Source organism: Saccharicrinis carchari (assembly GCF_900182605.1).
Taxonomy (GTDB): Bacteria; Bacteroidota; Bacteroidia; order Bacteroidales; family Marinilabiliaceae; genus Saccharicrinis; species Saccharicrinis carchari.
This window is the reverse complement of the sequence record NZ_FXTB01000001.1, coordinates 1109581-1136080: the sequence shown is the minus strand read 5'-3', so window position 1 is coordinate 1136080 and position 26500 is coordinate 1109581. Positions and strand designations below refer to the sequence as shown.

The window sequence follows — 26500 nt, the reverse complement described above, 5'->3', positions numbered from 1 at the left end:
TTTAAAATATTAAACTTCCGGTTTGATAAACAATAAACGACAACAACCAAGCCAAGCCTGTTGTATAAAAAATAGTGAATACGGCCCACTTCCACGATCCCGACTCCCTGCGTATGGTAGCAATTACACCAATGCAGGGAAAATACACTAACACAAATATTAAAAAGCTCAAGGCCACTAAAGGTGTAAAGGATGGTTTACCCTGGCTATCGGTTGAGGTCTGGAGGTTCCCTATTAAGCCATTTTCATCCTCCTCGACTGTATTTCCGGGTCTATGGTAAATCACGGCCATGGTACTCACCACCACTTCTTTGGCCGCAACACCACTCAAAATGCTGATTCCCATTTTCCAATCAAAACCAAGCGGACGGATAGCAGGTTCAATAAAGTGCCCCAGGCGACCGATGTAAGAGGCTTTTTGTTGTTCGGTATATTTGGAGGCTTTTAAGGCATCTATTTGTCTTTGCAAATCATCCTTTAAACCAGCCTGATCTGCTTCCTCATTTGTTGCAGATTTTAATTGTTCCTGTTGCGTTTGCAGTGCATGAATATTGTTATCGTAATTTTGGGTGTATTCTATATTTTTCGGAAAACTCTGTAAAAACCATATGATGATAGAAGCTACCATAATAATACCACCCACCTTTTTTATGTATTGAGCACCTTTGTTCCACATGTGTCTCAAGGTGGTTCGTAGCGTGGGCATGCGGTATGGCGGAAGCTCCATAACAAAAGGAATATCCTTGTCTTTGAATAAAAATTTCCTGAATAAGCGGGCCATAAGAATGGCCAATAATATACCCAATCCGTACATGCCAAATAATATGGTTCCCGAATGTTGAGGGAAAAAAGCGCCTATGAAAAGAATATATACAGGCAACCTTGCACTGCACGACATTAATGGATTAATGAGCATGGTAATCAGGCGGTTGTTTTTGTCCTCGATGGTGCGTGTGGCCATAATGGCTGGCACGTTGCACCCGAAGCCCATTATAAGTGGTATAAATGATTTTCCGTGTAAGCCCATTTTGTGCATCAGCTTATCCATGATAAAGGCCGCACGAGCCATGTAACCCGTATCCTCCATAAATGAAATGAAAAAGAAGAGGATAAGTATATTGGGCAAAAATACTATTACACCGCCCATGCCGCTAATGATACCGTTTATAAGTAAATCCTTAAATGGTCCCGCCGTTAAGATGTTGTCCATCAGTCCCATCAGTGCCTCCACCCCGTTCTCAATCAAATCCATGGGGTATTGACCAAGTGTAAAGGTGCTTTGGAACATCAGCCACATGAAAAAGAAGAAGATGGGAAACCCGAAAAGCTTATGCGTGATAAGTGTGTCTACTATTTCGGATTTACGGATTCTTATTTTGGGCGATTCTTTGTAGGTTTGTTTAAGTGCGCCTGCAATAAAACCGTACTTGGCATCGGTTATCAAGGTTTCGCAATCATCACCCAAATCGGTTTCTACTTTTTTAATGATGGATTGGTTTTTGGCTTCCAGACGAGGTAGTTCACCATTTTGCAAAAGATTCGCACAGAAAACTTCGTCTTCTTCCAACATTTTTAGGGCTATATACCGGGGCGATATGTCTTTGGGTAAGTCAAAATCTGGAAAAACTTCCTTCTGTAGTTTAGCAATAGCCGTTTCCAGCACCGGTCCGTAATTTATAGATACCCGCCGCTGATTTACGCTCATATCTTCGTAAATCCGAATGGCTTTGGTAAACAGTTCATGAATACCTTGTCGTTTTGAACTGACCGTGGGCACAAAATTTATGCCCAACATATTACCCAATTTCTGATGGTTAAAAGTATCGCCTTTCTTTTTCAGTTCATCATACATGTTAAGTGCTGCTATCACCTTTACATCCATGTCGATAAGCTGTGTAGTAAGTAGTAGATTGCGTTCCAGGTTGGAGGCATCTATAACATTGATGATGATATCGGGCGTTCTCTCGATGATGTGGCGGCGCACAAAAATTTCCTCGGGCGAATAAGCCGATAATGAATAAGTGCCCGGCAAATCCACGATATTAAAGGTGTAGCCTTTGTGTTTAAAAGTGCCCTCTTTGGCATCGATGGTTACACCGCTGTAATTGCCCACATGTTCCTGTGAGCCGCTCACATAATTAAAAAGGGTGGTTTTTCCACAGTTAGGGTTGCCCACTAAGGCCACATTAATGGTTTTACGGCGTTCCATGGCCGATTCCCGGAGCACTTCATCGGTTATTGTCCCCTCAAATGGGATGGACGCCATTTTTTTCGCTTCCTCTTCTGATACTACTTCTACCAATGCGGCCTCGCTGCGTCGAAGCGAAACCATATAATCTAATATTTTATATTCAATAGGATCTTTTAAGGGGGCATTTTTAACTACCTTCACTTTTTTCCCCTTCACAAAACCCATTTCGATAATACGCTTACGAAATGCGCCGTGCCCTTTTATTTTTACAATAACGGCCTCTTGGTTTGTATGTAGTTCTGCTAAATTCATTTACCTGACTCCCTCAAAATGATCAACAAATGTATAGTTATAAAACTGCACCTCAAATACCAACAAATAGGGATTTTTTATAATAAGCTAAAATGCCTACCTTATTGTTACCTACAGCTAAATGTGTTTTAATGCCAGGTGTTCATTTTTACCGGGCGATTTTTTATAACGTTTATAAATGGTTTAGGTTCGGGAAACCAAATAGGTTTGTTATTTTTGCAGTTCTTAAACATGGAGAGTATGAAAGAAGAGATAGATTTTAATAAGGCATATCAGCGATTGCAGGAGCTGTTGAGGAATGGTAAAAACACCATTTCGGTAATAGAAGATGAGGTGGACGTGGAGCTGCAGATGGAGTATTTTGACATGTCGAAAAAACTATACGATGGGTTGGATAAAAAAGCGCTTATAGATCAAAAAGATGGCTTGTTGAATCCAGCGCTTGACATTGATGAAAAAAAGAAACTATTATCGTCTTTGGCTAAAATAGACGACCCTGTGGCCTACCGTGCGCTGGAGGCCTATCGCGAAAAGCCGGATGCCGGACTGGAGCAATGGAGCAAAATGGCTTTTCAAGAATCAAAAATGGTGCTGGAGACTTCGTTGCTGGGTGAAGCCCCTATTTTCGTTTCTACAGGAATGGGTGGTCAGGGTAGTAATTTGCGTTACTTTATTGTATTGGTGGCCAACGAGGGTCTTGAGCTTGCTGAGTGGCAAAAAGAACTGGTTCAAAAAGAAATCGATTATGTTTTTGATGAAAACAGCGGTGTTGTTGAAGAGGTGAAAATTGAAAAGGATATGTTTATGATAACCGGACTGCTTGATTTTGCTGTAAACGTTAAGGATACTATAAACAAAGTAGTGAAAGAATGTAATCAGATGGGCGATTTTTTAATGTCATCATTTATTGTTACCAATGTTAAGAAACTGTCTGTAGAGGAAATAAGGAATATGGTGCAGGAAGCCCGCGATGAAAGTAAAGGCAGCACGGAAGAGTACAATTAAACATAAAACTTAACATGGATTATTTAAATCAGAATATGGTAAATGTGGCGGTGCAAGTGCTGCCCATCTCTACTGAAAAAGACGCTTATGCGATTGTTGATAGTGCGATTAAAGTGATAGAAGAGTCGGGCGTAAATTATACCGTAAGCCCATTCGAAACGGTTTTGGAAGGTCATTACGACGAATTAATGCAAGTTGTAAAAAGTGTTCAAAACGTATGTTACTCACAAGGAGCCCAAAAGGTAATGTGTTACGTAAAAATACAATCGGTAGCCGGTCATGATGTTACCATTGACGATAAAATGGCGAAATACATTGAATAGAGGTTCAGGAATTTACGTGATGATAAGCGTGCTATGCCCAATCCTTCGCCACGTTCTTGTACCGGGTATTTGTGGTAATTATGGTAAGCTTTTTACCAACACCGAAGCTCCTCTACCGGGTAGTTCTTGAACACGTGAAAAGTAGATCGGCATGTGGTGGTCAAGGGTTAAAACAAAATAAAAAAAGGTAAGCACCAACTACCGCAACAGTAATAATAAAAGGATTGAAAAACAAATTACCATGGCGTACATCAAGGGAAGCGGCTTTCGTCACTATGAGTCAGTTTGAATCATCATCATTAATTTCGGTTAGCCGGAAAAAAATAACAATAAAAAAAGCTGCTCTCAGAGCAGCTTTTTTTATTGTTATTTAAATGTAGTTGTTTTATTCTGATAAATCCTCGAACTCAACGTTGGTGTACTCGTTTGTTTCCAAAACTTCTGCCAGCTCTTCTTTTGGTTCTTGCTCAAACGGTTGGTTTTGTTTGATGTAATCTACCACTTCTTGCAGGCCATCGGCAAACTTATCGAAATCCTCTTTGTACAGAAAAACTTTATGCTTTTCGAAACTGAATCTGCCATCTTGCTCAAACTTTTTTTTACTTTCCGTAATCGTTAAATAATAATCGTTTTTGCGAGTAGCTTTAACGTCAAAAAAGTAAGTTCTTTTGCCTGCTCTCACCGCTTTCGAAAAGATTTCATCTCTTTCTCTCTTTTCAAAACCTTCTTTTTTCGCATATCCTTCCATCGTCAATCAATTTGTAATTTATTGAATAAAAAAGTTGTTTCTTAATTGCTGTTCAAAAATGGGAATTATTTTTTAATAATTGTATACTATTCCAAATTAAAATTGACTATAATCTTTAATAGATGATTTTTTTTACTTTAAATACGACACAATTACGTTATAATATTTAGGTAATCAATTACTAAATAAAATAGAAGCGATGTTTTTAATTTAACATTTTAAGTTTTTATATTTATATTTTTAAACTCTTTTTATCCTATGCTTGTGGTAGGTCGTTTGCTGTATTGAATATGTAAGGAAATATTACTTTTTATGTGGTATCATATTAAAAAAGACCTATTTTTACGGCCTAATTAAAATATTAAAAGTTCTTTGAATAATGTTAAACAGACGTCTACTACGAGTTAAGGTGATGCAGATATTGTATGCACACTATCAACATAGCGAAACAAGCATCGGTAATTCCGAGAAAGAACTGTTTCATAGTATTTCTAAATCACTGGATTTATACTATTTGTATATTCTTTTAATACTTGAGGTTAGGGATTATGCCATGGGACGGATAGAGTATGGTAGGAATAAAAAATTGGCTTCAAGCGATGAGTTAAATCCCAATACACGTTTTATAACTAACAAAGTACTTTCTAAACTGGCCGATTGTGATGATGTTCGTACATACCTCGATCAAAAAGGCAATAATTGGGCGAACCATAAAGAAGTGGTAAAAAGTTTATATGCACACATTGTTGATTCACAGCAGTATAAGGATTATATGATAGCCGAAGGCAGCTCTTTTGAACTGGATAAGAAATTTATTGCCAAGCTGTTTGAAAAAGTTATCGCTTATTTTGAGCCTATTTACAGCACTTTTGAGGAGCAAAGTATTTATTGGAACGACGAAGTAGAATTTGTTTTGAGCATGGTGGTTAAAACAGTTAAAACCTTGGATGAAGAGGTGCCGCCAAAACTTATGGATACTTTTAAGGATGATGACGATGAAGAATTTGTGAAGAGGCTTTTCCGAAAAGCAGCCGTTAATCATAACGATTACTTGGCAATGATAAAAAAACACTCTAAAAATTGGGAGGTAGAAAGAGTGGCCTTTTTAGATATTGTATTAATGCAGCTTGCGCTGGCCGAATTGATTGAGTTTTCTGAAATACCGGTTAAAGTAAGTATGAACGAGTATATTGAGATTGCCAAACATTACTCAACTGAAAAAAGCGGTCAGTTTATTAATGGTATTTTGGATAAAGCCATACTGGAACTGAAAGAAACGAATCAAATTAAAAAAACCGGAAAAGGATTAATGGACGGTGAAAAGTAAAAGGTTGACACGCTGGTGTACGGCGTTATTGTGTACAAAGTTTAAAACTAAGGTATGGGGCTGTGCTGCAAGTGCAATGGTGCTTATAGCCTTAGGTGCATGCAACTCATCCGGTTCTACACAAGATGTTAGTCATGCAACACAGGAAACACAAATACAACTTGAAAAAACGCTTCATACTTTTGGCCAGGTAAAAGCGGGGGAAACAGTAGGTTGCTATTTCAACTTTACTAACGCAGGAAATCATCCGCTGGTTATTGATAAAGTGGAGGCGGGTTGTGGTTGTACGCTGGTAAAGTACCCTAAAAAGCCTTTATTGCCCGGCAATGAGGGCGAAATTGAAGTACGCTTCGATTCGCGAGGTTTTTCCGGACATCAGTATAAAGTGATTCGAATATACGCAAATATTAAAAGCAAAATGAAAGAGTTGGTCGTTACGGCCAATGTTATTAATTAGATAAATTTTTTACAATGAATTTACAAAGTGTTTTTTTACAAGGAGCTCCCGAAGGAGGATTTGGGGTTGTTCAACAACTATTGCCCTTTCTTTTAATTATCGTGGTTTTTTATTTTTTTATGATACGCCCGCAAATGAAGCGTCAAAAAGAATTGAAAAAATATCGCGAAGAACTTAAAAAAGGTGATAAGGTAATTACCACCGGAGGTATTTATGGCAAGGTAGCCGAAATAAAAGATGCGCATGTTATGATGGAGATAGCCAATGATGTGTTGATAAAAATCGACAAGTCGGCTATCATCATGGATATGTCGGATGCGCAAGCAAAACGATAAAGGATAATTTTTTAATTCCGGGCCAATAACTAAATTTGTGGTTATTGGCCTTTTTTAACTATGAAGCAATTTAAAAATAACATAACAAAGTGGTCAGATAAAGCCAAAACAAAGTTTGCTTCGGTAAAGCAAAACCGCGATTTGTTGGTGTTTATGTTGTTTTTGGTGCTTGCTACAGGGCTCTGGTTTTTAAACGCCTTGCGTAAGGAGTTTACTACAAGCATATCGTACCCTGTAAAATATGGCGATTTTCCCGACGATTTTATTTTATTGGGTAAACCGCAAAATAAATTAAATATCGAAATTAAATCTCTGGGCTATAATATCTTACCCTACCATATGGGCAAGCTCTTAGAACCGCATTTACTTAAAGTTTCCACTTTCCGACGTATAGAAACAGAAAATAGGTATGGGGCTTATTTGCCAACACACGAAATTTTTAAAAATTTTGCAGGTGCTTTTCCTAAGGATGTAGAGTTGTTATCCATCTCACCAGATACACTTTTTATCTATTTCGAAAAAAAAGTACGTAAACGGGTACCGGTAAAGTTTAATTCGCAGTTAAATTTTAAGCAGCAGTATTATCAATCCGGACAAGTATCAATTAAACCCGACAGTATTGAGGTGGCAGGTCCCGGTTCGCTCCTGGATTCAACTCTGTTTGTGAATACGGAGTTTATGGTTTATGAAGGATTGAGCGATTCACTCATTCGAAATGTGAGTCTGGAACAGATCGCTAATGTTACATTCAATCCGGCCAGGGTGGTTGTAAGTATTCCTATTGAGCCTTATACACAAAAAAATATGCGTATTCCCATTCAGCATCTTAATGTGCCCGATACCTTAGCTTTAAAAACCTTCCCCGACGATATAGGTATTAGCTTTACCGTCGCTGCCAGCCGTTTTAATAAGGTTAAAATACAGGATTTTTCTGTTGCGGTCGATTTTAATTCAAGTACTACTCCCGGTTTGCCCGACCGGTTGAAGGTAAGGATGTTAAAACAACCCGAAGGCATTAAAAACGTTTCTTACTCACCATTGTTTGTGGAATGCTTGTTTAAAAAAGTTAAGGAACGATGATAACAGTTGGGGTAACAGGTGGTATCGGCAGCGGTAAAACTACCGTGTGCAACATATTTGGTGTTTTAGGCGTACCGGTTTATAATGCCGATACTGAAGCACGGCATTTGACCAACACCCATCCGGAAATCGTGAAGAAAGTATCTTTGCTTTTTGGTAAGGATATTTACAACAATGGCCAATTGAATAGGAATAAGGTGGGCGCTTTGGTTTTTAGCAACAAGGAATTATTACAACAATTAAATGCTGTTATTCATCCACTCGTTGCAGCGCATTTTAAAGTATGGTTGAGCAAGCATAGGTATTGTAGCTATGTGATTAAAGAAGCTGCCATTTTATTTGAAAGCGGCGCCTATCGTCAAGTTGATAAAGTAGTTACAGTAACAGCACCGCAAGGTGTTAGGATAAAGCGTGTTATGCGTCGCGATGGAATAAGTGAAAAAATGGTTTTGGACAGAATGAAAAATCAGATGGAGGAGAAAGAAAAGGTGAATAAATCAGATTATATTATTGCCTGCAACGATGTTGATTTGGTGATTCCACAAGTGCTCCGCATACATGAGGAATTGATGGTATAGATATTGATGCAACAGGTGCTTTGCTTGTTAGTTTATTTTAAGCCATGCAATGGGGTTCTTTTAAATAAATGACCATAGGGAACACGGAGGAAACCAAAGGACACAAAAAACATAGTGAACCTCGTATTGCCTTTGAGTACATGGTGCTTGTAGATTATTACAGATGAAACGAGCCTCCGAAGGGTCGGGGCAAGCTATGAGAGTTTTCTCTCACACTACTTGTCCTGCCTTAGCAGGAGGAGGAATGATTATAATGGCGAGTTTCGTTTGGTAAATGAAATCAACAATAAAAAGATGAAAAAATTTAAAATATCGGGTTCCTCTTTACTAGGAGCCGGTTTAGGATGGTGGGTATTTGGCCCGGTGGGTGCACTGCTTGGTTTTGTTGTAGGTACTATGGCCGATAAGGTTTCTACCGACTTTGAAAGAGGAAGTGCCATTGGTAATCCACGCGACGGTTTTGTAGCTGCCCTGCTGATTCTGATTGCTGCCGTAATGAAAGCAGATGGTAAAGTGGTGCGTACCGAGCTTGATTTTGTTAAAGCCTACCTGCGTGGTTCGTTCAGTGAAAGCAAGACCGCAGAGGCACTTTTGATGCTACGTGATATCCTCTCAAAGGACATTCCACTGGAGCAGGTAGCCGCACAAATAGCGCGCCATGTAGATTATAACTCGCGTGTGCAACTTGTACATATGCTTTTTGGAGTGGCCAATGCCGATGGCCATATACCCCAAAGCGAACAGGATATGATACGCCATATTGCATTGCTGTTGGGACTGTCAACGATAGATTATGATGCAGTGCTAAATATGTACGTAAAAGATACAACATCAGCCTATAAGATATTGGAAGTGGAGGCTACGGCAAGCAATGAAGAAGTGAAAAAAGCCTATCGAAGAATGGCCATTAAATTTCACCCCGATAAAATTGCCCATCTGGGAGAGGAGTTTCAAGCTTCGGCCAAAAATAAATTTCAGCATGTAAACGAAGCGTATAATACCATAAAAAAACAAAGAGGATTTAATTAGCTGCGGTTTTTATTTGATGTTAATGTGATTGTACTATTTTTGCACAGAATTAAAGATTGCACCGCAATAGCGTACAACAAGGGTTAAATTGATAAAAATATTACAATGAGTGAAATGTTAAAGGGGATATTGTCCGTTTCGGGACAAAGCGGGTTGTTTAAAATGATTTCGCAAGCCAAAAATAGCATTATTGTCGAATCCTTGGTGGACGGCAAAAGAATGCCTGCATATGCAACGTCAAGGATAAGTGCCTTAGAGGATATTTCTATTTTTACCGAACAGGGTGATGAAAAGTTAGCTGAGGTGTTTAAAAATATCTACGAAAAGGAAGGTGGCAAACAAGCGATTAGCCACAAGTCGTCGGCCAACGAGTTAAAAAGCTATTTTAACCAGGTATTACCCGATTACGATAAGGACAGGGTATATGTATCAGATATAAAAAAAGTTATAATGTGGTACAACCTGCTGGTAGATAAGAATATTATTAAATTTGATGAAGAAACGGAAACTTCAGCAGAAGAAGCCCCGAATGAAAAATCAACACAAAAAGAAGAAGAAGCTTAAACAGAGGTGCTTGAGTTGAGTACAACCTGTTTGTTGGGATAATAAAAAAGAGCCACATCGTATGATGCGGCTCTTTTTTATTAAGTTAAATGGTAACGCAGCCTTGCGAGGCAGGCGATACCAGATTCCTATATTTTTTTAGCATACCGCTCGGTAAATCATTGTCGGGTTGTTTCCATTTTTTTCTGCGTTTTTCTATTTCATCCTCTTTCAAGTCTACATCAATCCGGTTGTTGTTGATGTCAATGGTAATGATATCCCCGTTATTAAGTAACCCTATTAAGCCGCCTTCGTAAGCTTCAGGAGTAATATGTCCAACAACAAAGCCGTGTGAGCCCCCGGAAAAACGCCCGTCGGTAATTAGCGCCACCTCCTTACCCAATCCGGCTCCCATAACCGCTCCCGTAGGCTTTAGCATTTCGGGCATGCCGGGTCCCCCTTTAGGTCCACTATTACGGATAACGATTACTTCGCCGGGTTTTACTGTAGTACGGATCCCTTCTATGGCGGCATTTTCGTCGTCAAAAACGCGGGCGGGACCTTTGAACAGATCACCTTCTTTGCCGGTAATTTTTGCAACCGCCCCCTCTTTGGCGAGGTTACCGTATAGAATCTGAAGATGTCCGCTTTTGCGCAAAGGCTGATCTTTAGAATGCACAATTTTTTGTCCTTTTGTTAAATCCGGTATTTCCTCCAGATTTTCCCCTACGGTTTTTCCTGTAACGGTGAGGCAGTTGCCGTCAATAAAACCTTCTTTTAATAATAATTTCATCACAGCAGGTATTCCTCCGGCATTATGCAGGTCTTCCATCAGAAATGCACCGCTGGGTTTTAGGTCGGCTAAAAGTGGTGTTCGGTCACTGATGTTCTGAAAATCATCTATGCTAAGTGGTACCTCCACAGCTTTAGCCATGGCAAGTAGGTGTATCACCGCATTGGTTGATCCTCCCAGAGCCATAATAAGCGCAATGGCATTTTCAAAAGCCGATCTTGTCATTATATCGCGCGGTTTGATATCTTTTTCCAGGAGGTTTCGGATGGCAGAGGCAAGAAGTTGTGGTTCCTGGTTTTTTTGGGGGCTTATTGCCGGGTTGGATGAGGAATAAGGTAGGCTCATCCCCATGCATTCAATGGCAGATGCCATCGTATTGGCTGTGTACATACCTCCACAAGCTCCTGCTCCGGGTATACAGTTTTTTATAATCCCCTTGTAATCATCATCGGAGATATGACCAGTTATCCGCTCGCCATAGGCCTCAAAAGCCGATACAATATTTAAATCCTGATTTTTCCAATGTCCTTTTTTTACAGTGCCACCATACATCAAAATGGCCGGGCGGTTCAGTCGGCCCAAAGCAATCATGGCACCGGGCATGTTTTTGTCGCAACCCACAATTGGAATCACAGCATCATAAAATTGGGCACCAACAACGGTTTCAATAGAGTCCGCGATAATCTCGCGCGAGGGCAAGGAATATTTCATTCCTTCGGTACCATTGGTAATGCCATCGCTTACACCGATGGTGTGAAAAATAAGTCCGTAGAGATCTTGTTGGATATCTACTTCCTGTTTAACCAGGGTGGCCAGGTCGTTTAGGTGCATATTGCAGGGATTGCCCTGGAATCCGGTACTTACGATACCCACCTGAGCTTTTTCCTGATCGCTTTCGTTCATCCCGATAGCATAAAGCATCGCTTGTGCAGCGGGAAGGCTCTCGTCTTGTGTAATAGTACGGCTATGTCGGTTTAATGGATGTTTCATATATTTTTTTTTCTGACATCGGGGTTAACAATGTCGGGGTTATTAATTTAAACTGTAAACTCCTTTAACACCTAAGCAAATTGAATTGTTTTACACCCTGCGGGATTATTAAACATCTAACAAGTTTAGGTGGAAGCTATAAACAACCCTGTGGCACTTACCTTTATCTTATCCGTTTTGCTTAGCTTATCTTTTTGTCGGATGGTAGGGTAATTCATCAAAAAAAAACATGTTAACTCCTACGTATTAGGTTTGGTTAAATCAAAGAATTAGTTTATTATTACCTTTCGTAAGCTGGAAAGGCAGATGTTTTTTAAATGGCTCATATGCAGTACGTAGCAAGATAATTCAGGAAGGGATTTTGCACGACCCCGAAGATATATAATCAAAAATAAACAATAAAATATGAAATTTGTAGTTTCAAGTTCCGAAATTTTATATCACTTACAGGCGGTAAGCCGTGTTGTGAGCAGCAAGAGTACTATTCCGATATTGGAAAACATTTTGTTTGAACTAAGCGAAGATAAACTTACCATCACGGCCTCCGATTTGGAATCGACCATGGTAACTTCCATGCCTCTGGAAAATATTGAAGGCACCGGAGTAATTGCATTACCGGCAAAAATTTTACTTGAAACACTCAAAAAGTTCCCTGAGCAACCCATCACTTTTGATATTTCGGACGATACCAAAAAGGTAGATATTGTTACCGACAAAGGTAAGTTTAGTGTGGTAGGATTGGATGGAGATGAGTTTCCGGAGATACCACAAATAGATGCCGATAAGTCGTCACGTTTGAATTTGCCCGCTTCCTTGGTACTTTCGGGGATTAATAAAACGCTGTTTGCTACTGCCGATGATGAGTTGCGTCCGGTAATGAACGGAATATTGATCGAAATGTCGCCCGAAAATCTCACCTTTGTGGCCAGCGACTCACATAAGTTGGTGCGATATCAGCGCAGTGATGCGACTACGGAGTTTTCCTCGTCCTTTATCTTACCCAAAAAACCGGCCTCATTTTTAAAAAGTGTTTTGGTAAAAGAAGAGGGGGATGTGCTGATAGAGTTCGACGATAAAAATGCTTTTTTTCAGATGGAAAACCATCGTTTGGTGTGTCGCCTTGTAGAAGGAAACTACCCCAGTTATAATGCCGTTATTCCGCAGGACAATCCCAATAAAGTGATTATCGACCGTCAGGAGGTGGTCAATTCGTTGGGAAGAGTATCCCTGTTTTCGAACCAGGCAAGTAATTTGGTAAAGTTGTCTATCAAGGGAGATGAATTGATGGTTTCTGCACAGGATATTGATTTTTCTATCTCAGCATACGAAAAATTAAGCTGTCAGTACGAAGGTGAACCAATAGAAATAGGATTTAAATCGGCCTTTTTAGCTGAGTTGCTAGACAATGTTTCTACAGATGATGTGGTAATGGAGTTAGCCGACCCTGCTCGCGCGGGTATATTTTTACCCACCGAAAACGATGGCCCCGAGGATGAACTTATGTTGTTAATGCCCATGATGATTAACGCGTAATTAGTTGTATCCGATAAAAAAATGGATGCAGTTTAATGAATGAATATAGATATAAAAAAGGGAGCCTTGCGCTCCCTTTTTTTATATCTTTGTTGGCTAAATTTTTACGATGGATGAATGCAGTAGTTAGTCTATTGGTTGTGAGTATCAAAGCCTTAATTATCTGATGGCTAATACTTCATAACTGATACTTATTACAGGTATAACTTGTCCGGGTATTAAAGAAATAATCATGCAAAAAAAGAAAGTAGTTATAGGATTGTCGGGAGGGGTAGATTCGAGTGTTGCGGCCTATGTTTTAAAGCAACAGGGTTATGAGGTAATCGGCCTGTTTATGAAAAACTGGCACGATACCACAGGAGTGCTGGATTCGGATTGCCCATGGTTAGAGGATAGGTTCGATGCCATGTCGGTGGCAAAAAAACTGGATATTCCCTTTCATTTTGTCGATTTGAGCGAGCAGTACCGTGCTCGTGTGGTGGATTATATGTTTAGCGAGTACGAAAAGGGGCGTACACCCAACCCGGATGTACTGTGCAATCGCGAAATTAAGTTCGATGTTTTTATGGACAAAGCCTTTGAGCTGGGAGCCGATTATGTGGCTACCGGCCACTATTGCCGAAAGGACACCATAGAAAAAGACGGTAAGGTATATCATCGATTGCTGGCGGGTAATGATACCAACAAAGACCAAAGTTATTTTCTTTGCCAGCTCTCGCAGCAACAACTGGCCAAGTCTTTATTCCCAATAGGAGATATTGTAAAACCTGAGGTGCGCAGGATAGCTAATGAGTTAAATCTGATTACTGCCCATAAAAAAGATTCGCAGGGAATTTGCTTTGTAGGTAAAGTGGATTTACCCGTTTTTCTTCAGCAAAAACTGGAATCAAAAAAAGGTAAAGTCTTTCTTATTGAAAAGGATTCGGAATTATACAAGCGCAATTGGCAACAAGCTTTCGACAACCCAACCGATGAGGTACTCGAAGAGCTGTCCAAACCGTATTTATTTCATCCGAAATATGGCAAAAAGGTCGGTGAGCATGGCGGGGCACACTTTTATACCGTGGGACAGCGTAAAGGGCTGAATATTGGAGGCTTTCCCGAACCGCTGTTTATTATTGGTACAAATATTCTGCACAATCAGATTTATGTGGGTATGGGCAAAGAAAACCCCGGGTTGTTCCGTCAGGTACTTAAAATAAATACCGGCGAGCTGCATTGGATTCGTCCTGATTTAGCCTTGAAAGAGGGCGAGAGTTGCAGGCTGCGCATTCGTATCCGTTATCGGCAGCCACTGCAAAATGGAGTGATTCATTGCCGTAAACAAGGCATGTATGTGGTGTTTGATCAACCCCAGCGTGGCATTGCACCAGGACAGTTTGCCGCTTGGTATATGGATGATGAGTTGATAGGCTCCGGAGTAATAGGTTAAGATACCTTGTGCTTATCAGCTATTTTATTTTATACTAAGGAGCTACATCCTCACATTGGCACATCAAATGTTTAATAATTGATATCCATGGTAAAAAATTGGGCCTTAATTGTGTTTTGTTGTTTTGTTTTTATATCAAAAGGTCAAACTGGGCAAAAGGATCAAATGCCCAAGGATACGCTGGATAGAAAAATGGTGCATCGTCAGATTCATGAAGTTTCTGTGCAGGCTCCCGTAAAAATAATCGCAAAAAACAAATGGCCGGGTGCTTATGCTGCCATACCGGGTACAGCGCTTCAATCGGGGAGCCCCTATACTTTACAGCTTCAACTTAATAGATTACCCGGTGTGGTGATGCAGCAGGGTACTTTAAGCACCAATCGCATCACTATCCGCGGTATCGGATCACGCACGCCTTATCAAACCAATCGTATAAAAGCTTATTGGGGCGAAATGCCTCTGACAGACGGGGATGGTGCTACTGCATTGGAGAATATTGGACTTAACGACATGGGTAGGGTAGAGGTGCTCAAGGGGCCTGCTTCGTCCTTATACGGTGCCGGATTGGGAGGGGTTGTTTTGCTGCATCCATTTAGTAAGGGGTTGGATAAGTCTACCATACGTATAAATAGCGGGGTAGGTAGTTTTGGTACCCATTTGCATCACGCAAATATCAAGCTAAAAAACACCCAAAAAGGAAATTTTCAACTTGTAGGGGGTGCCATAAATACGGATGGATACAGGCAAAATAGTTCGTATCAAAGGTATAACCTCACCTTTAAAGGACAGCAAACACTGGGGCGTAATTATTTCAATTTCTTGTATAATTTCAAATACCTCAAAGGTGGAATTCCCAGTTCCCTGGATAGTTTGGATTTTAAGGATAAGCCACAAAAAGCAGCCTCCTCATGGTACAATATCAGGGGCTACGAAGAGGACAGGGGACATATGCTTTGCTTGGGGTTTGTATCTCCCATTAGAAACAACTGGGTTAATTCCTTTAGCTTCTTTGCAAAAAGTTCATCGCTCAACGAGTTACGTCCTTTTAACCAACTTAATGAAAATCGCTATTCCTATGGTTTGCGAAATAAGCTTAGTTATAGTGTGGCACAATTAAGGGCAGAAGTTGGAATCGAAACAATGATCGATAACAATGAAGTTGCTATGTTTGGGGTAAAACAGGATGATTTAGGTAAGCAGCTTAGTGATACGGAACATCGGCGCCGCTATTACAATATTTTTGGACTGCTTGAGTACCATCCTTTGTCGGAACTTGTTTTGCAAGCGGCATTCAACTATAACCATACGGATTATGCTTCAGTGAATAGGATTAAAACCAACGAAGAAACAGAATATGCTTATGATCCGGTGTTTTCGCCTCGGGTGGGTTTTAACTATCAGCTATCGGCACAAATCTATGTTTTTGGCAGCTTGGGGCACGGTTTTTCGACCCCCTCGGTAGAAGAAGCGCAAATGCCCAATGGATCCTTTAACAAAAACATAAAGCCCGAAGAGGGAATGAGCTATGAAATGGGAACAAGGTGGGCTTATCCCGAAGCCAATATTTATGCCGATTTGACCTTGTATTGGATGAGGATGAAAAACCTTTTGGTAACCGAGCGCGATGCGATAGATCAGTTTTATGGAAAAAATGCAGGTAAAACGGCACATCGGGGTATCGAAGCCACCCTTGGCCTGGATCTTATTAAAAAAGTAGAAAGCAAACATTTGAGCTTAGAATTTTCCTTTTTTGTCTCCAAAAATACGTTCATTGATTTTGTTGATGACGGTATCAACTATAAAAACAAGCATCTGCCAGGTATTCCGGGCTCAAGTACAAGCTTGCAGTTGCAGGGATACTTTAATCCATTCCGATTTAATATAAACCATGCCTTTACCGGGTCGCAGTATCTTAACGATGCCAACAGCAAGCAGTTAAACTCATACCATAAAACCGATGCCAGGGTGTCTTTTGACTTTAGTTTAAACAAGATAGGCGGAAGTGTTTATTTGGGTGTTTACAATATATTCGATAAGCCTTATGCTTCCATGCTGGTGGTTAATGCTAAATCTTTTGGCAATGCCCGGCCACGATATTACTATCCCGGGCTCCCTTTTAATGCCATTGGAGGAGTGGAATTGTCTTTTTAAAACAAGTACTGTCTTATTTTCATCAAGCCAAAAATTTGATGTACTTTTGCACAAATTTTTGAGATTACACAAATCATGTTTAGATTACATTGATACTGAAATAAATATATAAAATGGGATTACAATGTGGAATAGTGGGCTTGCCCAATGTGGGAAAGTCAACTTTGTTTAATTGCCTGTCGAATGCAAAGGCGCAATCGGCCAATTTTCCGTTCTGTACAATTGAACCTAATGTGGGTGTTATCACGGTGCCCGATGATAGGTTGATAAAACTGGAAGAGTTGGTGAAGCCCCAAAGAGTTCTGCCTGCTACGGTAGAGATTGTTGACATTGCAGGTTTGGTTAAAGGTGCCAGTAAAGGCGAGGGGCTGGGCAATAAGTTTTTGTCGAATATTCGCGAAACAGATGCCATTATTCATGTGCTGCGCTGCTTTGATAATGATAATGTTACCCATGTTGACGGTTCTGTTGATCCGGTGAGAGATAAAGATGTTGTTGACATGGAGCTTCAGATAAAAGACCTGGAAACGATTGAGGCCAGATTGCAGCGCTCCGAGAAAGCGGCCAGAACATCTAAAGATCCGGATTTAAAAAAACTGGTGGAGGTGCTACATTTATATAAAGCCGCATTGGAATCGGGGAAATCAGCACGTTCAGTTCAATTAGAGGATGCGCAGCAGAAATTGGGCAAGGAACTTTTTTTGCTCACCAATAAGCCCGTGCTATATGTTTGTAATGTAGACGAGGGTTCAGTGCTCAAAGGAAATAAACATGTTGAAGCGGTTAAGGAAGCCGTTGCCGATGAAAATGCCGAAGTGCTGGTGATAGCGGCACAAACGGAAGCCGACATAGCCGAGCTGGACTCTTTTGAGGAACGTCAAATGTTTTTGGAAGATATTGGATTGAAAGAATCGGGTGTGGCTAAACTGATTCGTTCGGCTTATAGGTTACTGGACTTGGAAACCTATTTTACAGCAGGTGTGAAGGAGGTACGTGCCTGGACCTATCAAAAAGGAGATCGCGCCCCTCAGGCAGCGGCAGTAATTCATACCGATTTTGAGAAAGGATTTATTAGGGCGGAAGTCATAAAATATGACGATTTTATAAAATATAAATCGGAACAGGCTTGTAAAGAAGCAGGCAAAATGAATGTGGAGGGAAAGGAGTATGTGGTTAAAGATGGTGATATAATGCACTTTAGATTTAATGTGTAGCGGTTTTACCTTTGCTTCGTTAAAAAACATGGAGGTAGGTAGTTTTGCCTATTTATTGTAAATAATAATTAGCCATAAAGTGTTGAGGCCAAATGGAGTTGATCAGCTGGCCCATTAAAATATGCTTATTACTAACCGATCTACACCAGATCGGTTTTTTTATGCGCTATATATCGATTGCTATTTTTTATTTAACTTTGTTGTGCACCAAGTTGATATAAATGTACAGGCTAATCTTTTTTATATTATTTTTTGTACTTGTCGCGAGCAAATCCTCGTATGGCCAGTTAAGGGATTCAATACATTCCGGTGTGATTTATGTGCCGCAAAAAATAATTCGGGGCGACACCGTTCCGCATGTTTATATTGATGAAATTAAAGTAGTTACGCCGTGGGTTTTTAAAAATAAAAGAGAGCAACGCAGGTACGGTAGATTGGTGATAAACATAAAAAAAACCTTACCCTATGCGCGTTTGGCCAGAAATAAAATTGATGAAATTGCTGCTTCATTGGATACCATAAAAGGAGAGAAGCACAGAAAACAGTTTGTAAAACAATCGGAAAAGGAGCTGTTTAATGAATTTGAGCAGCCCCTAAAAAAATTGACGTATTCGCAAGGTCGGATGCTGATAAAATTAATAGATAGAGAAACCGGCGACACAAGCTACCAACTGATAAAAGAGTTAAAGGGAGGCTTCTCGGCCTTTATGTGGCAGTCCGTTGCTCGTATTTTTGGCTCCAACCTTAAGGCCGAGTACAATAGTAAGGGCAGTGAGGCTATGGTAGAACACATAATACTGATGATTGATAATGGCTTGCTGTAAACTATACGCAATTATGGCTTAATCGCGATAATCTTGCAATCAACAGTTTAATGTTTGAAGATGCCACGGGGGTTTCAGTATCCGATAAAATAATCTTATTTTTTTCCTTGTCGATTTCGGTAATAAAATTGAGGTTTACGATGCACGATCGGTGTGTTCTGAAAAAATGACTTTGGGGCAGTGATTCTTGAATACTTCCAATGGTTTTATTAACCGACAAGCACTCTCCGTTTGTTTTTATTATTTTACAACTATTACCATCGGCAAGTACAACAGTAATTTCGTTGAATGCAACGATGTGTAAACCTTTTTGATGGTTTACCAGTAATTTACAGTTATTGTAGCCGGCGTTACTGTCCTTAGCCAGCTGTTGTGCATACTTTTCTTTTTTTAGGTTAATTTTATTCACTTCATCTATTATTTGCTTCGGCTTAATTGGCTTTAATATGTAGCCTGATGCACCTAAACCCACCGCATTGATAGCGTAATGCTGATGTGCCGTAACAAAAACAACATCGAAATTGATGGTGTTAAAATAACTGAAGAAATCCAAGCCCGATTGCTGTGGCATCGAAATGTCCAGGAAAACAATGTCGGGGGCGTGTTTTTTTATTAATAAAACACCATCCTTAAGGTTATCTGCTGTTGTAACCACTTCAATGGTTTCGTTCAAATACATACGTAAAATCAATTCTAAGCTCTGCCGGGCAGAATACTCATCATCTATTATCGCAGCGGTAAGCATAGGTAGTATCTAAAATAATGTGTGAGAAATAAAGCAGTAAAATAGTAAAAAAGTATTAAACTGATAAATAAAAACTGAGCTTTGTTATTTTTAGTGCATAAATAGTATGCTTATGTTATTATAAATGTTCTTAAACAGCGATGTTTTGATCAAAACACATGCGCATATTTATCATTAAGTTTTTTTAACTTTTAAGGTGAGCCTTTTTTTAATAGTTTTAAAATGTTTACATACACCATGTAAACAAAGAAAAAAGTTAAGAAAAACTATAAATGGTTGTGGATACAGTTTGCCTAAAAATTGGAATGTAATTTTTTAGTAAAACCAAACTTCACTGATGACATTACGTAATTATCTGGTTTTTATGAGATTAAAATTTAAGGAATTGTTTGGCAAAACGGATGATAATACCGTAAAGTTAAAACGGAAGATTTTTTGGTACTTTGTAATTGAAGTGTTGTTGGTGATTGCTTTGTTGGGTTTTACCTTTTTCCTTATTACGGTAGTGTTACCATAGGTTAAAATAAATTATATAACAGGGTTAAATATTTTAACTGCCAAGGATATTAGCCAGGTTTGTTTTTGTTATGTTGTATGGTTGTAACGAATAGCGATTTTTGGTAGAGTACTTTACCATCAATCCAGGTCGATAGTTTCCATTCGCCCTTTTTATCCTCAATAGGTTCCCATATCGTATCGCCCAAAAAAAACTCATAATCATTCGATTTAACAAATAGCTCTCCGGTAAAGGGTGGCGTGGTTTTTCCGTTCTCGTCCGGAAAAGGGGGATGATCAATTTCAAATTGTATTCGCTTGCCTTTGGCTCCTTTGATTTTTATCACATATCCAAACTCTATTCCCAGCTGCAGAGGTATTTCCGTAGTTATTTTTTTTAGTTTGGGCAGTTCCTTTGAATCGCGGTTCCATTGCGAATATATGCCATAACTATATAATTCGGATTGAATTTTGTTTTTTGCCATTGTACTTTCTGTAAACTACTAAACTTTGTTATTTTTTGTAACTTAAATTATAACAGCTAGTGCGGTGTTGGCAAATGAAATTAATGTCTTGCTCCTTTGCTAAGGCTTTGGAGTTAAGTGGATTGCTTAAACGCCAACAGTCTGTTGTATTATTCTTCTAATAAATATTTTAGTTGATCAAGCATAATGGGTATATCCTCACTATTAATCCCATTGTCCAATAAAGTTGGGGTGTCCTCCTTAAAAGTTTCAAAAAATACCGAATAGTCGTTTTTCATTTTGGCCACCGCTTTTTGGTAGAACAGTAAGGCTTCCTTTCTGTTGCTTTTACACCAATACACATGGCCAAGGTTAACCAGGTCTTGTGTTCTTGCATCTGAAATAAGCAGTTTTTGATAGTATTTTTCTGCCTGATCAAAATTTCCCGTTACAAAGGAACACCAGGCGATGGGACGCCAAACTTTTGTATTGGAGTTGTCCAGATATTCCACTTTAAAATAATATTTTAACGCTTGTACGTAATCTTTTAAATCGAGGTAGCAATGGCCTATGGATGCTTGGGTGTGCAAGTCGTCGGGCTTAAGGCGTTCGGCTATGCGATAATACTCTAATGCTTTTTCATTCTGCTTTAAGAGCTTGTACATTAAAGCTATTTTTTTAGTTGTCCACAATTGTTCGGGCTTTATAATATCCGCTTTCTGATAAGCATCTAATGCACTCTGATAATTTTGTAATTGTTGTTGGCAATAGCCTATTTTCTGTATTATCTCGAGTTGGTTGTTGTCATCCAGGTTAATCAAATTAAAAGCCTCTTTTGCATCGGCATAATATTCCTTTTTAAAGAAAAATTCGGCTATCTGGCGTAAATGCTTGCTTTTACTAATGATTTGATGAAAGAACCATTTGTTGTGAAAGTCCATCTGCCAGGCAAATACATCTTCAAATTGTTGATGCTGCGGATGAAGTTTGTATAAACGGTAAAGGTCCTGAATATAGCGATTCGATATCGTGGCGTCTTCTTTTCCGGCTTGCACCAATTTTTCGTCAGCTTCAATTTCACCCATCTGCTCAAGTTGTTGTTCCAACATGTTGCCCATCATATCTTTCTGAAATTGAGGCATGTGAGGTACACTTAAAAACAAAGAGTATTTATCTGAGTTGCATAAAAAACCGGAGTTGGTAAGACTGTCTTGTAATTTTTGAGATGAAAACAAATTGGTTTCATCTTTCCATACTTGTTTTAATGCCTCGTTTTCAATGTAAAAAGGTATTAGCCAGTTGCTTATGTTGTTAAAAAAGCTAAAGTGTTTAAGCATTTTAAAAGTGTTTAAAAACACATCGGCTCCCTCCATTTGCAGTTCCGAAAGTTCTTCTAATTTGCTCATTAACTCCGGCGAATCCTTAAAAAAATCTTCCCATTCAGGGTTTTCGCCCTCATTAAACCTATCACTGATCATGTTGTCCAAATCTAATTTGTTGCGTAGGTTGGGCTGCATTTTTACTACCTCGGGAATAATTTCGTCCGTTAGTTTTCTGGATATTTTTTCGGTTTCGCGGGTACGTATCAGCTGTATAGCAATGCTAACCATATTGTCTGTTAATGTGTCATCCTGCTGTATTAAGGAAAGTCGCGAAGTAATGGAAGGGTACAGTACGGTGCGGGTATCATACTTAAATAAAACCAGCAAAAGCCCGGTAATTGCACGTTGTTTAATTTCATTGTGCGAATGGTGGATAAAGTGGAATAATAAAAGTATTTTTTCTAAATTAAATTCTTTCAAGGTGCCTATAGTCAATGCCGAAACAAAAATACAGCGTTGACTATAATGTAGCGATTCATCGTCAATAAGCTTTTTAATTTGTTCTTCCTCGTCGTTTGATATTTTATCCAGTACCCATAATTTTCTGAAAAGCTGTGTGGCCGTTTCCTGTACCGCTGTGTCTAAATCTTTTGCAGAACCCCCAATGCCGGCTTCCTCGCTCATTTGTTTTTTGGCCACTTCGCTGTAATAGGTTTTTATAAATGCCTCAAGTTGCATTTCCCCCTTGGCAGCCATCATTCTGCGCGTTTCATAAAAAATATCGCTCGAATGCACGTTTCGGATGGATCTAACAAGGTTATCGCACAAATGGTAGCACGATATTATTATATTGTTATATACTTTCTGACGTTCGGGGTCGTTAACACCTTCAACTGTATATTTGAGTAAGCTTTTATAAGTTAATTCCAAATTGTAATGTTCGTCAATCAGATGTCCTCCATGATGTTCTTTAGTAAGTTTGCCCAGCATATTCAGTGCATCCTTAATTCGTTTTTCATTTAAGGCTTTTTCAATGGAATCTTGTGCTTTCTTTATTTCGGATATGCTCATTATTGCTGTAGTTTAAAATGCTTCTCCCAAATTTAATATTAATACGCTTAACTACCCAAAGATTATCGAAAACGTGGGTAAAGTGCAGAATAATTTGGGACTAAACTTTTTTTGTGATGCGAATATATTATTTTTGCTTTACAATACGAAAAGGAAAGCTCCGGAATAACAAGGAAGAATTGGTTTTAGACAGGCTTAGTTGAAATAGGAGTTATTGACTTTTTTAGCACCATTATTTTATGATTAGATAAGCTTAGCGGCTGCCTGGATTCGCCATAAAGGTGCTTAGGCAGGAATTTGGAAGAACTACAATAGGATACCCATATGAAAAAAAAATACTTCTCCATACTGTTTTTGTTGTGGGCAATAATTGCAAGCTCCATGTATGCCCAGATACAGAAAATTGGTATTCCCGAAATTGAATATTTTAACAGACGGCAATATGCAGGGGCCACACAAAATTGGGACATACAGCAAGCATCCACCGGTTTTGTTTATTTTGCCAATAACGAATGCCTATTAGAGTACGATGGCGTAAACTGGAATATGATTGACCGGATGAGCGGTAACATCGTCCGCAGTGTCAGTGAAATTGGAAACAGATTGTATACCGGTTCGTTTGAGGAGTTCGGGTATTTTGAGTACGATAGTATTCAGCAGCTTAGTTATAATTCTTTGTGGGACAAAGATATACCTGAGGGCTTGGGGGATATATGGGATATACATAGTTGGAATGGAGAGGTGGTGTTGCGTACTGAGCACTCTCTGGTTTTTATAAACAATGATAAATTAGCTAAGATTATCAGTGCTCCTTTACGCTTTACTTCGTCGTATGTAGTAAATGGATTGCTGTTGGTGCATGATGAGGAAGAGGGACTGATGGAAGTCCGTGGTGATAAAGTGTTTCCTGTTGCGGGCGGCGAGGTGTTTATTGGTAAGGAAATTACCTCAATACTACCTGCTTCGGATAATAGCTTTGTGATTGGTACCATTAGAGCGGGTTTGTTTTTATGGGACATGCGTGGCGTGGTGAAGTGGAATGTGGAGGCCGACCCCTTGCTGAAAATAACCAATATTTTTTGTGGCCTCAAGTATAACAACGACTTTATGGTGTTTGGTACCATTCAGGGGGGGGTTGTAGTGGTGGATATGCAAGGAAAGGTTTTTATGCAAATAGATAAAGACAAAGGCCTTAATAATAATACGGTATTGAGTTTGACTGTCGATCGCGAAGGAAATATTTGGGGCGGGTTGGACAATGGTATTGTAAGGATTAACTTTAATTCGAGCGTAAGTTTTTTACAAGGCTATTACAATTTGGGAACCGGATACTGTTTGGAAAAGTATAATGATGATTTGTATTTTGGCACCAACCAGGCTCTTTTTAAAATCTCCGCTTCAAAGTTTTCCGATCCCTTGAAAACCAGAGATGACTTTAAACGTTTAGCAAACACCGATGGTCAGGTGTGGGCTTTATATCATGATCAGAACAGTCTTTTATGCGGTCATAATTTTGGCGCTTTTGATATTTCAAACGGCACGGCAAAAAAAATTACGCCGGGAGGGATAAACGGGGTGTGGAATTTTAAGCCGGTGCCCGGTAGACCCGACCTTATTCTTTCAGGTACCTATCAGGGTATTTGCGTTTTTCAAAAACGGGAAGGCAAGTGGTTGTTTAAAAGTAAAATTGAAGGTTTCGACGAATCGTCAAGATATATGGAGTGGGATGACAAGGGAAATTTGTGGGTTTCGCACGGGTTTAAAGGGGTTTTTAGCTTAAGGTTTGATAACGATTTTACGGCCGTAACAAGGGCAGATTCTTTTACCAGAGATTCTTTTCCCGGAAACAGGGCTAGCCTGGTTCTTTCTAAGGTGCGAGGTATGTGCGTTTTTTCGGGTTTTGATGGGATTTACAGACTTGCATCAGACAGTTCCACCTTTGAAAGAGAAGAGCTTTACGATGCGTTTTTCGATGCCGGCCGGTTTCCTAAATTTTTAAAAGAGGACAAATACAACAACATCTGGTATTTTAGCGATAATAGTGTGGGGGTACTCCGCTATATGGAGGATGGCACGTATAGAAAAGTGGTAAACCCATTTCTACCTTTGGAGAGGAAGCTGGTAGGGGGTTTTGAGTTTGTTTTTGTGCAAGACCGCCAAAATGCGCTGTTTGGAATAGAAGACGGCTTTGCACACTATTCATCATATGACAAAAAAAACTATCAAATACCTTTTAACGTGCATGTGCGTTCGTTTAAGGAGCTCTCCGATACAATAAGTTATAGTTTTAACAGTGTAAAAAGCGGACCACTGCCTCAAATTGTGATGCCTGTTTTTAAGTTTCGGAATAATACTTTTGATGTGAGTTACGCAGCTTCCTTTTTAGAGGGTAGCGGTATGCGCTATTCAACCTACCTAAAAGGCTTTGACCAGGCTTACTCTGATTGGTCCGAATCGAAAACCAGAACTTTTGCCAATCTGCACGAAGGTATATATACATTTGGGGTGAAAGCAAAAAATAGATATGGAGTAGAAGCGGAACCTGTCTATTTTAGCTTTGAAGTGCTGCCACCATGGTACAGAACCTTGTATGCCAAAATGGCCTATCTACTATTGTCCATAGGCTTAATTTTAATCCTTATGTTTTTTATCAACCGCAGGATTGTTTTGAGTAGGCTTAAGGAAGAGGCCAAACAAAAAGAACACTTCAGAGCGAAAGAGGAGCAACTTAAGAATGCCGCCTTATTGTCCGAAAAGGAAATGATAAAAATGCGTAACGATAAGTTGCGTAGCGAAATAGTATATAAGAAGAAGGAATTGGCTAACTCGGCCTTGCACCTCATACAAAAAAATGAGGTATTGTCGGATATCAAACTACGGCTCAAAAAAATAAGTAAGGTGCCGGCGGCATCCGGCATCAACAATGAAGTAAACGCTATCATCAAAAAAATAAATCGGGAACTGGTCGACGAAAATAATTGGGATGTGTTTGAAATGCACTTTGATCAGGTACACGAGGAATTTTTACGAAAACTTACCCAACAACATCCCGACCTCAGTCAACGCGAACAAAAATTAAGCGCCTTTATTAAAATGGGTATGTCATCCAAAGAAATTGCCGCATTAATGAATGTTACTACTCGCGCCGTTGAAAATAACCGCTACAAATTGCGATTAAAATTAGGATTGGACAAAGGGGATAATTTATCGGCTTATATTGCTAGCTTGTAAAACCTGTGGCGCTGGGTGTGTTATAAGAATTAGATTTCACCTGCTGAGGGTGCAAATTATTTTAGTTCGTGTTTGGCAGGTAAGTTTTTAACTCAGTAAAGCTACACAATCAACTTTTCCGGCGTGTACTGTTCTGTTCGCCTGCCTGCTTTAGGGCGGGGGTGTTTCGTACCTCTACATTATCCATGGCCGGCAAAAACAGGCTTTCCTTTCCATGATCCACAGGTTTAACGGAAGAGCAAAAGGCGGGGAATCGTTAAATGCGCTATGCATATAATGGTAACATTTCTTCGTGGTAAATAAAAAT

General features: G+C 39.5%; 22 protein-coding genes. 16 read left to right on the top strand and 6 right to left on the bottom strand.

The features are described 5' to 3' along the window. Window position 1: 1 nt before the first annotated feature. Window positions 2-2503 (bottom strand): ferrous iron transport protein B, encoded by a 2502-nt coding sequence (gene feoB / locus FN809_RS04060; protein ID WP_142532171.1) that lies wholly within the window; start codon window positions 2501-2503, stop codon window positions 2-4. Between the two features lie 240 nt (window positions 2504-2743). On the opposite strand from feoB, the gene FN809_RS04055 reads away from it, so the two are divergent. Then, entirely contained in the window at window positions 2744-3508 is a 765-nt protein-coding gene (locus FN809_RS04055) for a hypothetical protein (protein WP_142532170.1), read from the top strand. A 14-nt stretch (window positions 3509-3522) separates the two neighbouring features. Continuing rightward, window positions 3523-3831 (top strand): thiamine-binding protein, encoded by a 309-nt coding sequence (locus tag FN809_RS04050; protein ID WP_221929349.1) that lies wholly within the window; start codon window positions 3523-3525, stop codon window positions 3829-3831. A 385-nt stretch (window positions 3832-4216) separates the two neighbouring features. Here FN809_RS04050 and FN809_RS04045 read toward each other — a convergent pair whose 3' ends face one another. Then, a complete protein-coding gene (locus tag FN809_RS04045) occupies window positions 4217-4579 on the bottom strand; it encodes a DUF3276 family protein (RefSeq protein WP_142532169.1) in 363 nt (120 codons plus the stop codon). A 379-nt stretch (window positions 4580-4958) separates the two neighbouring features. On the opposite strand from FN809_RS04045, the gene nusB reads away from it, so the two are divergent. From nusB to FN809_RS04010, 7 genes are all read left to right on the top strand, one after another. Continuing rightward, entirely contained in the window at window positions 4959-5906 is a 948-nt protein-coding gene (nusB, locus tag FN809_RS04040; RefSeq protein WP_142532168.1) for a transcription antitermination factor NusB, read from the top strand. Beyond that, complete coding sequence (locus FN809_RS04035) at window positions 5896-6363, top strand: DUF1573 domain-containing protein (protein ID WP_142532167.1); 468 nt, start codon at window positions 5896-5898, stop codon at window positions 6361-6363. The genes nusB and FN809_RS04035 overlap by 11 nt, the downstream gene beginning before the upstream one ends. 14 nt (window positions 6364-6377) lie before the next feature. Continuing rightward, window positions 6378-6698, top strand: coding sequence for a preprotein translocase subunit YajC (gene yajC, locus FN809_RS04030; RefSeq protein ID WP_142532166.1), 321 nt, complete (start codon window positions 6378-6380; stop codon window positions 6696-6698). A 60-nt stretch (window positions 6699-6758) separates the two neighbouring features. Next, window positions 6759-7778, top strand: coding sequence for a CdaR family protein (locus FN809_RS04025; protein ID WP_142532165.1), 1020 nt, complete (start codon window positions 6759-6761; stop codon window positions 7776-7778). Beyond that, entirely contained in the window at window positions 7775-8356 is a 582-nt protein-coding gene (coaE, locus tag FN809_RS04020) for a dephospho-CoA kinase (protein ID WP_142532164.1), read from the top strand. The genes FN809_RS04025 and coaE overlap by 4 nt, the downstream gene beginning before the upstream one ends. Before the next feature lie 294 nt (window positions 8357-8650). Beyond that, entirely contained in the window at window positions 8651-9385 is a 735-nt protein-coding gene (locus FN809_RS04015; protein WP_142532163.1) for a TerB family tellurite resistance protein, read from the top strand. A 105-nt stretch (window positions 9386-9490) separates the two neighbouring features. Beyond that, window positions 9491-9949 (top strand): DUF5606 family protein, encoded by a 459-nt coding sequence (locus FN809_RS04010; RefSeq protein WP_246095433.1) that lies wholly within the window; start codon window positions 9491-9493, stop codon window positions 9947-9949. 85 nt (window positions 9950-10034) lie between these two features. Here FN809_RS04010 and ilvD read toward each other — a convergent pair whose 3' ends face one another. Beyond that, window positions 10035-11711, bottom strand: coding sequence for a dihydroxy-acid dehydratase (gene ilvD, locus FN809_RS04005; RefSeq protein ID WP_142532162.1), 1677 nt, complete (start codon window positions 11709-11711; stop codon window positions 10035-10037). A gap of 405 nt (window positions 11712-12116) precedes the next feature. On the opposite strand from ilvD, the gene dnaN reads away from it, so the two are divergent. From dnaN to FN809_RS03980, 5 genes are all read left to right on the top strand, one after another. Next, complete coding sequence (gene dnaN / locus FN809_RS04000; RefSeq protein ID WP_142532161.1) at window positions 12117-13244, top strand: DNA polymerase III subunit beta; 1128 nt, start codon at window positions 12117-12119, stop codon at window positions 13242-13244. A 232-nt stretch (window positions 13245-13476) separates the two neighbouring features. After that, the gene (mnmA, locus tag FN809_RS03995) at window positions 13477-14676 is read left to right on the top strand and encodes a tRNA 2-thiouridine(34) synthase MnmA (RefSeq protein ID WP_142532160.1); all 1200 of its coding nucleotides are present in this window, start codon (window positions 13477-13479) and stop codon (window positions 14674-14676) included. Window positions 14677-14763: 87 nt separating this feature from the next. Continuing rightward, complete coding sequence (locus tag FN809_RS03990; protein WP_142532159.1) at window positions 14764-16827, top strand: TonB-dependent receptor; 2064 nt, start codon at window positions 14764-14766, stop codon at window positions 16825-16827. A 113-nt stretch (window positions 16828-16940) separates the two neighbouring features. Then, the gene (gene ychF, locus FN809_RS03985) at window positions 16941-18041 is read left to right on the top strand and encodes a redox-regulated ATPase YchF (RefSeq protein WP_142532158.1); all 1101 of its coding nucleotides are present in this window, start codon (window positions 16941-16943) and stop codon (window positions 18039-18041) included. A gap of 221 nt (window positions 18042-18262) precedes the next feature. After that, window positions 18263-18865: a DUF4294 domain-containing protein gene (locus FN809_RS03980; RefSeq protein WP_142532157.1), complete on the top strand. Its 603-nt coding sequence runs from the start codon at window positions 18263-18265 to the stop codon at window positions 18863-18865. A 1-nt stretch (window position 18866) separates the two neighbouring features. Here the strand turns inward: FN809_RS03980 and FN809_RS03975 are convergent, their stop codons facing one another. Beyond that, a complete protein-coding gene (locus FN809_RS03975) occupies window positions 18867-19610 on the bottom strand; it encodes a LytR/AlgR family response regulator transcription factor (protein ID WP_142532156.1) in 744 nt (247 codons plus the stop codon). Between the two features lie 364 nt (window positions 19611-19974). On the opposite strand from FN809_RS03975, the gene FN809_RS17680 reads away from it, so the two are divergent. Continuing rightward, entirely contained in the window at window positions 19975-20127 is a 153-nt protein-coding gene (locus FN809_RS17680) for a hypothetical protein (protein WP_185957430.1), read from the top strand. Between the two features lie 49 nt (window positions 20128-20176). Here FN809_RS17680 and FN809_RS03970 read toward each other — a convergent pair whose 3' ends face one another. Together FN809_RS03970 and FN809_RS03965 are read right to left on the bottom strand one after the other, a co-directional pair. Further along, window positions 20177-20590 carry a DUF3859 domain-containing protein gene (locus FN809_RS03970; RefSeq protein WP_142532155.1) on the bottom strand — a complete coding sequence of 138 codons (414 nt, stop codon included), beginning with the start codon at window positions 20588-20590 and terminating at the stop codon, window positions 20177-20179. A gap of 149 nt (window positions 20591-20739) precedes the next feature. Then, window positions 20740-22962, bottom strand: coding sequence for a tetratricopeptide repeat protein (locus FN809_RS03965; RefSeq protein WP_142532154.1), 2223 nt, complete (start codon window positions 22960-22962; stop codon window positions 20740-20742). Between the two features lie 324 nt (window positions 22963-23286). Here FN809_RS03965 and FN809_RS03960 point away from each other — a divergent pair, with 324 nt between their 5' ends. Further along, window positions 23287-26193 carry a triple tyrosine motif-containing protein gene (locus FN809_RS03960; RefSeq protein ID WP_142532153.1) on the top strand — a complete coding sequence of 969 codons (2907 nt, stop codon included), beginning with the start codon at window positions 23287-23289 and terminating at the stop codon, window positions 26191-26193. Window positions 26194-26500: the final 307 nt, after the last annotated feature.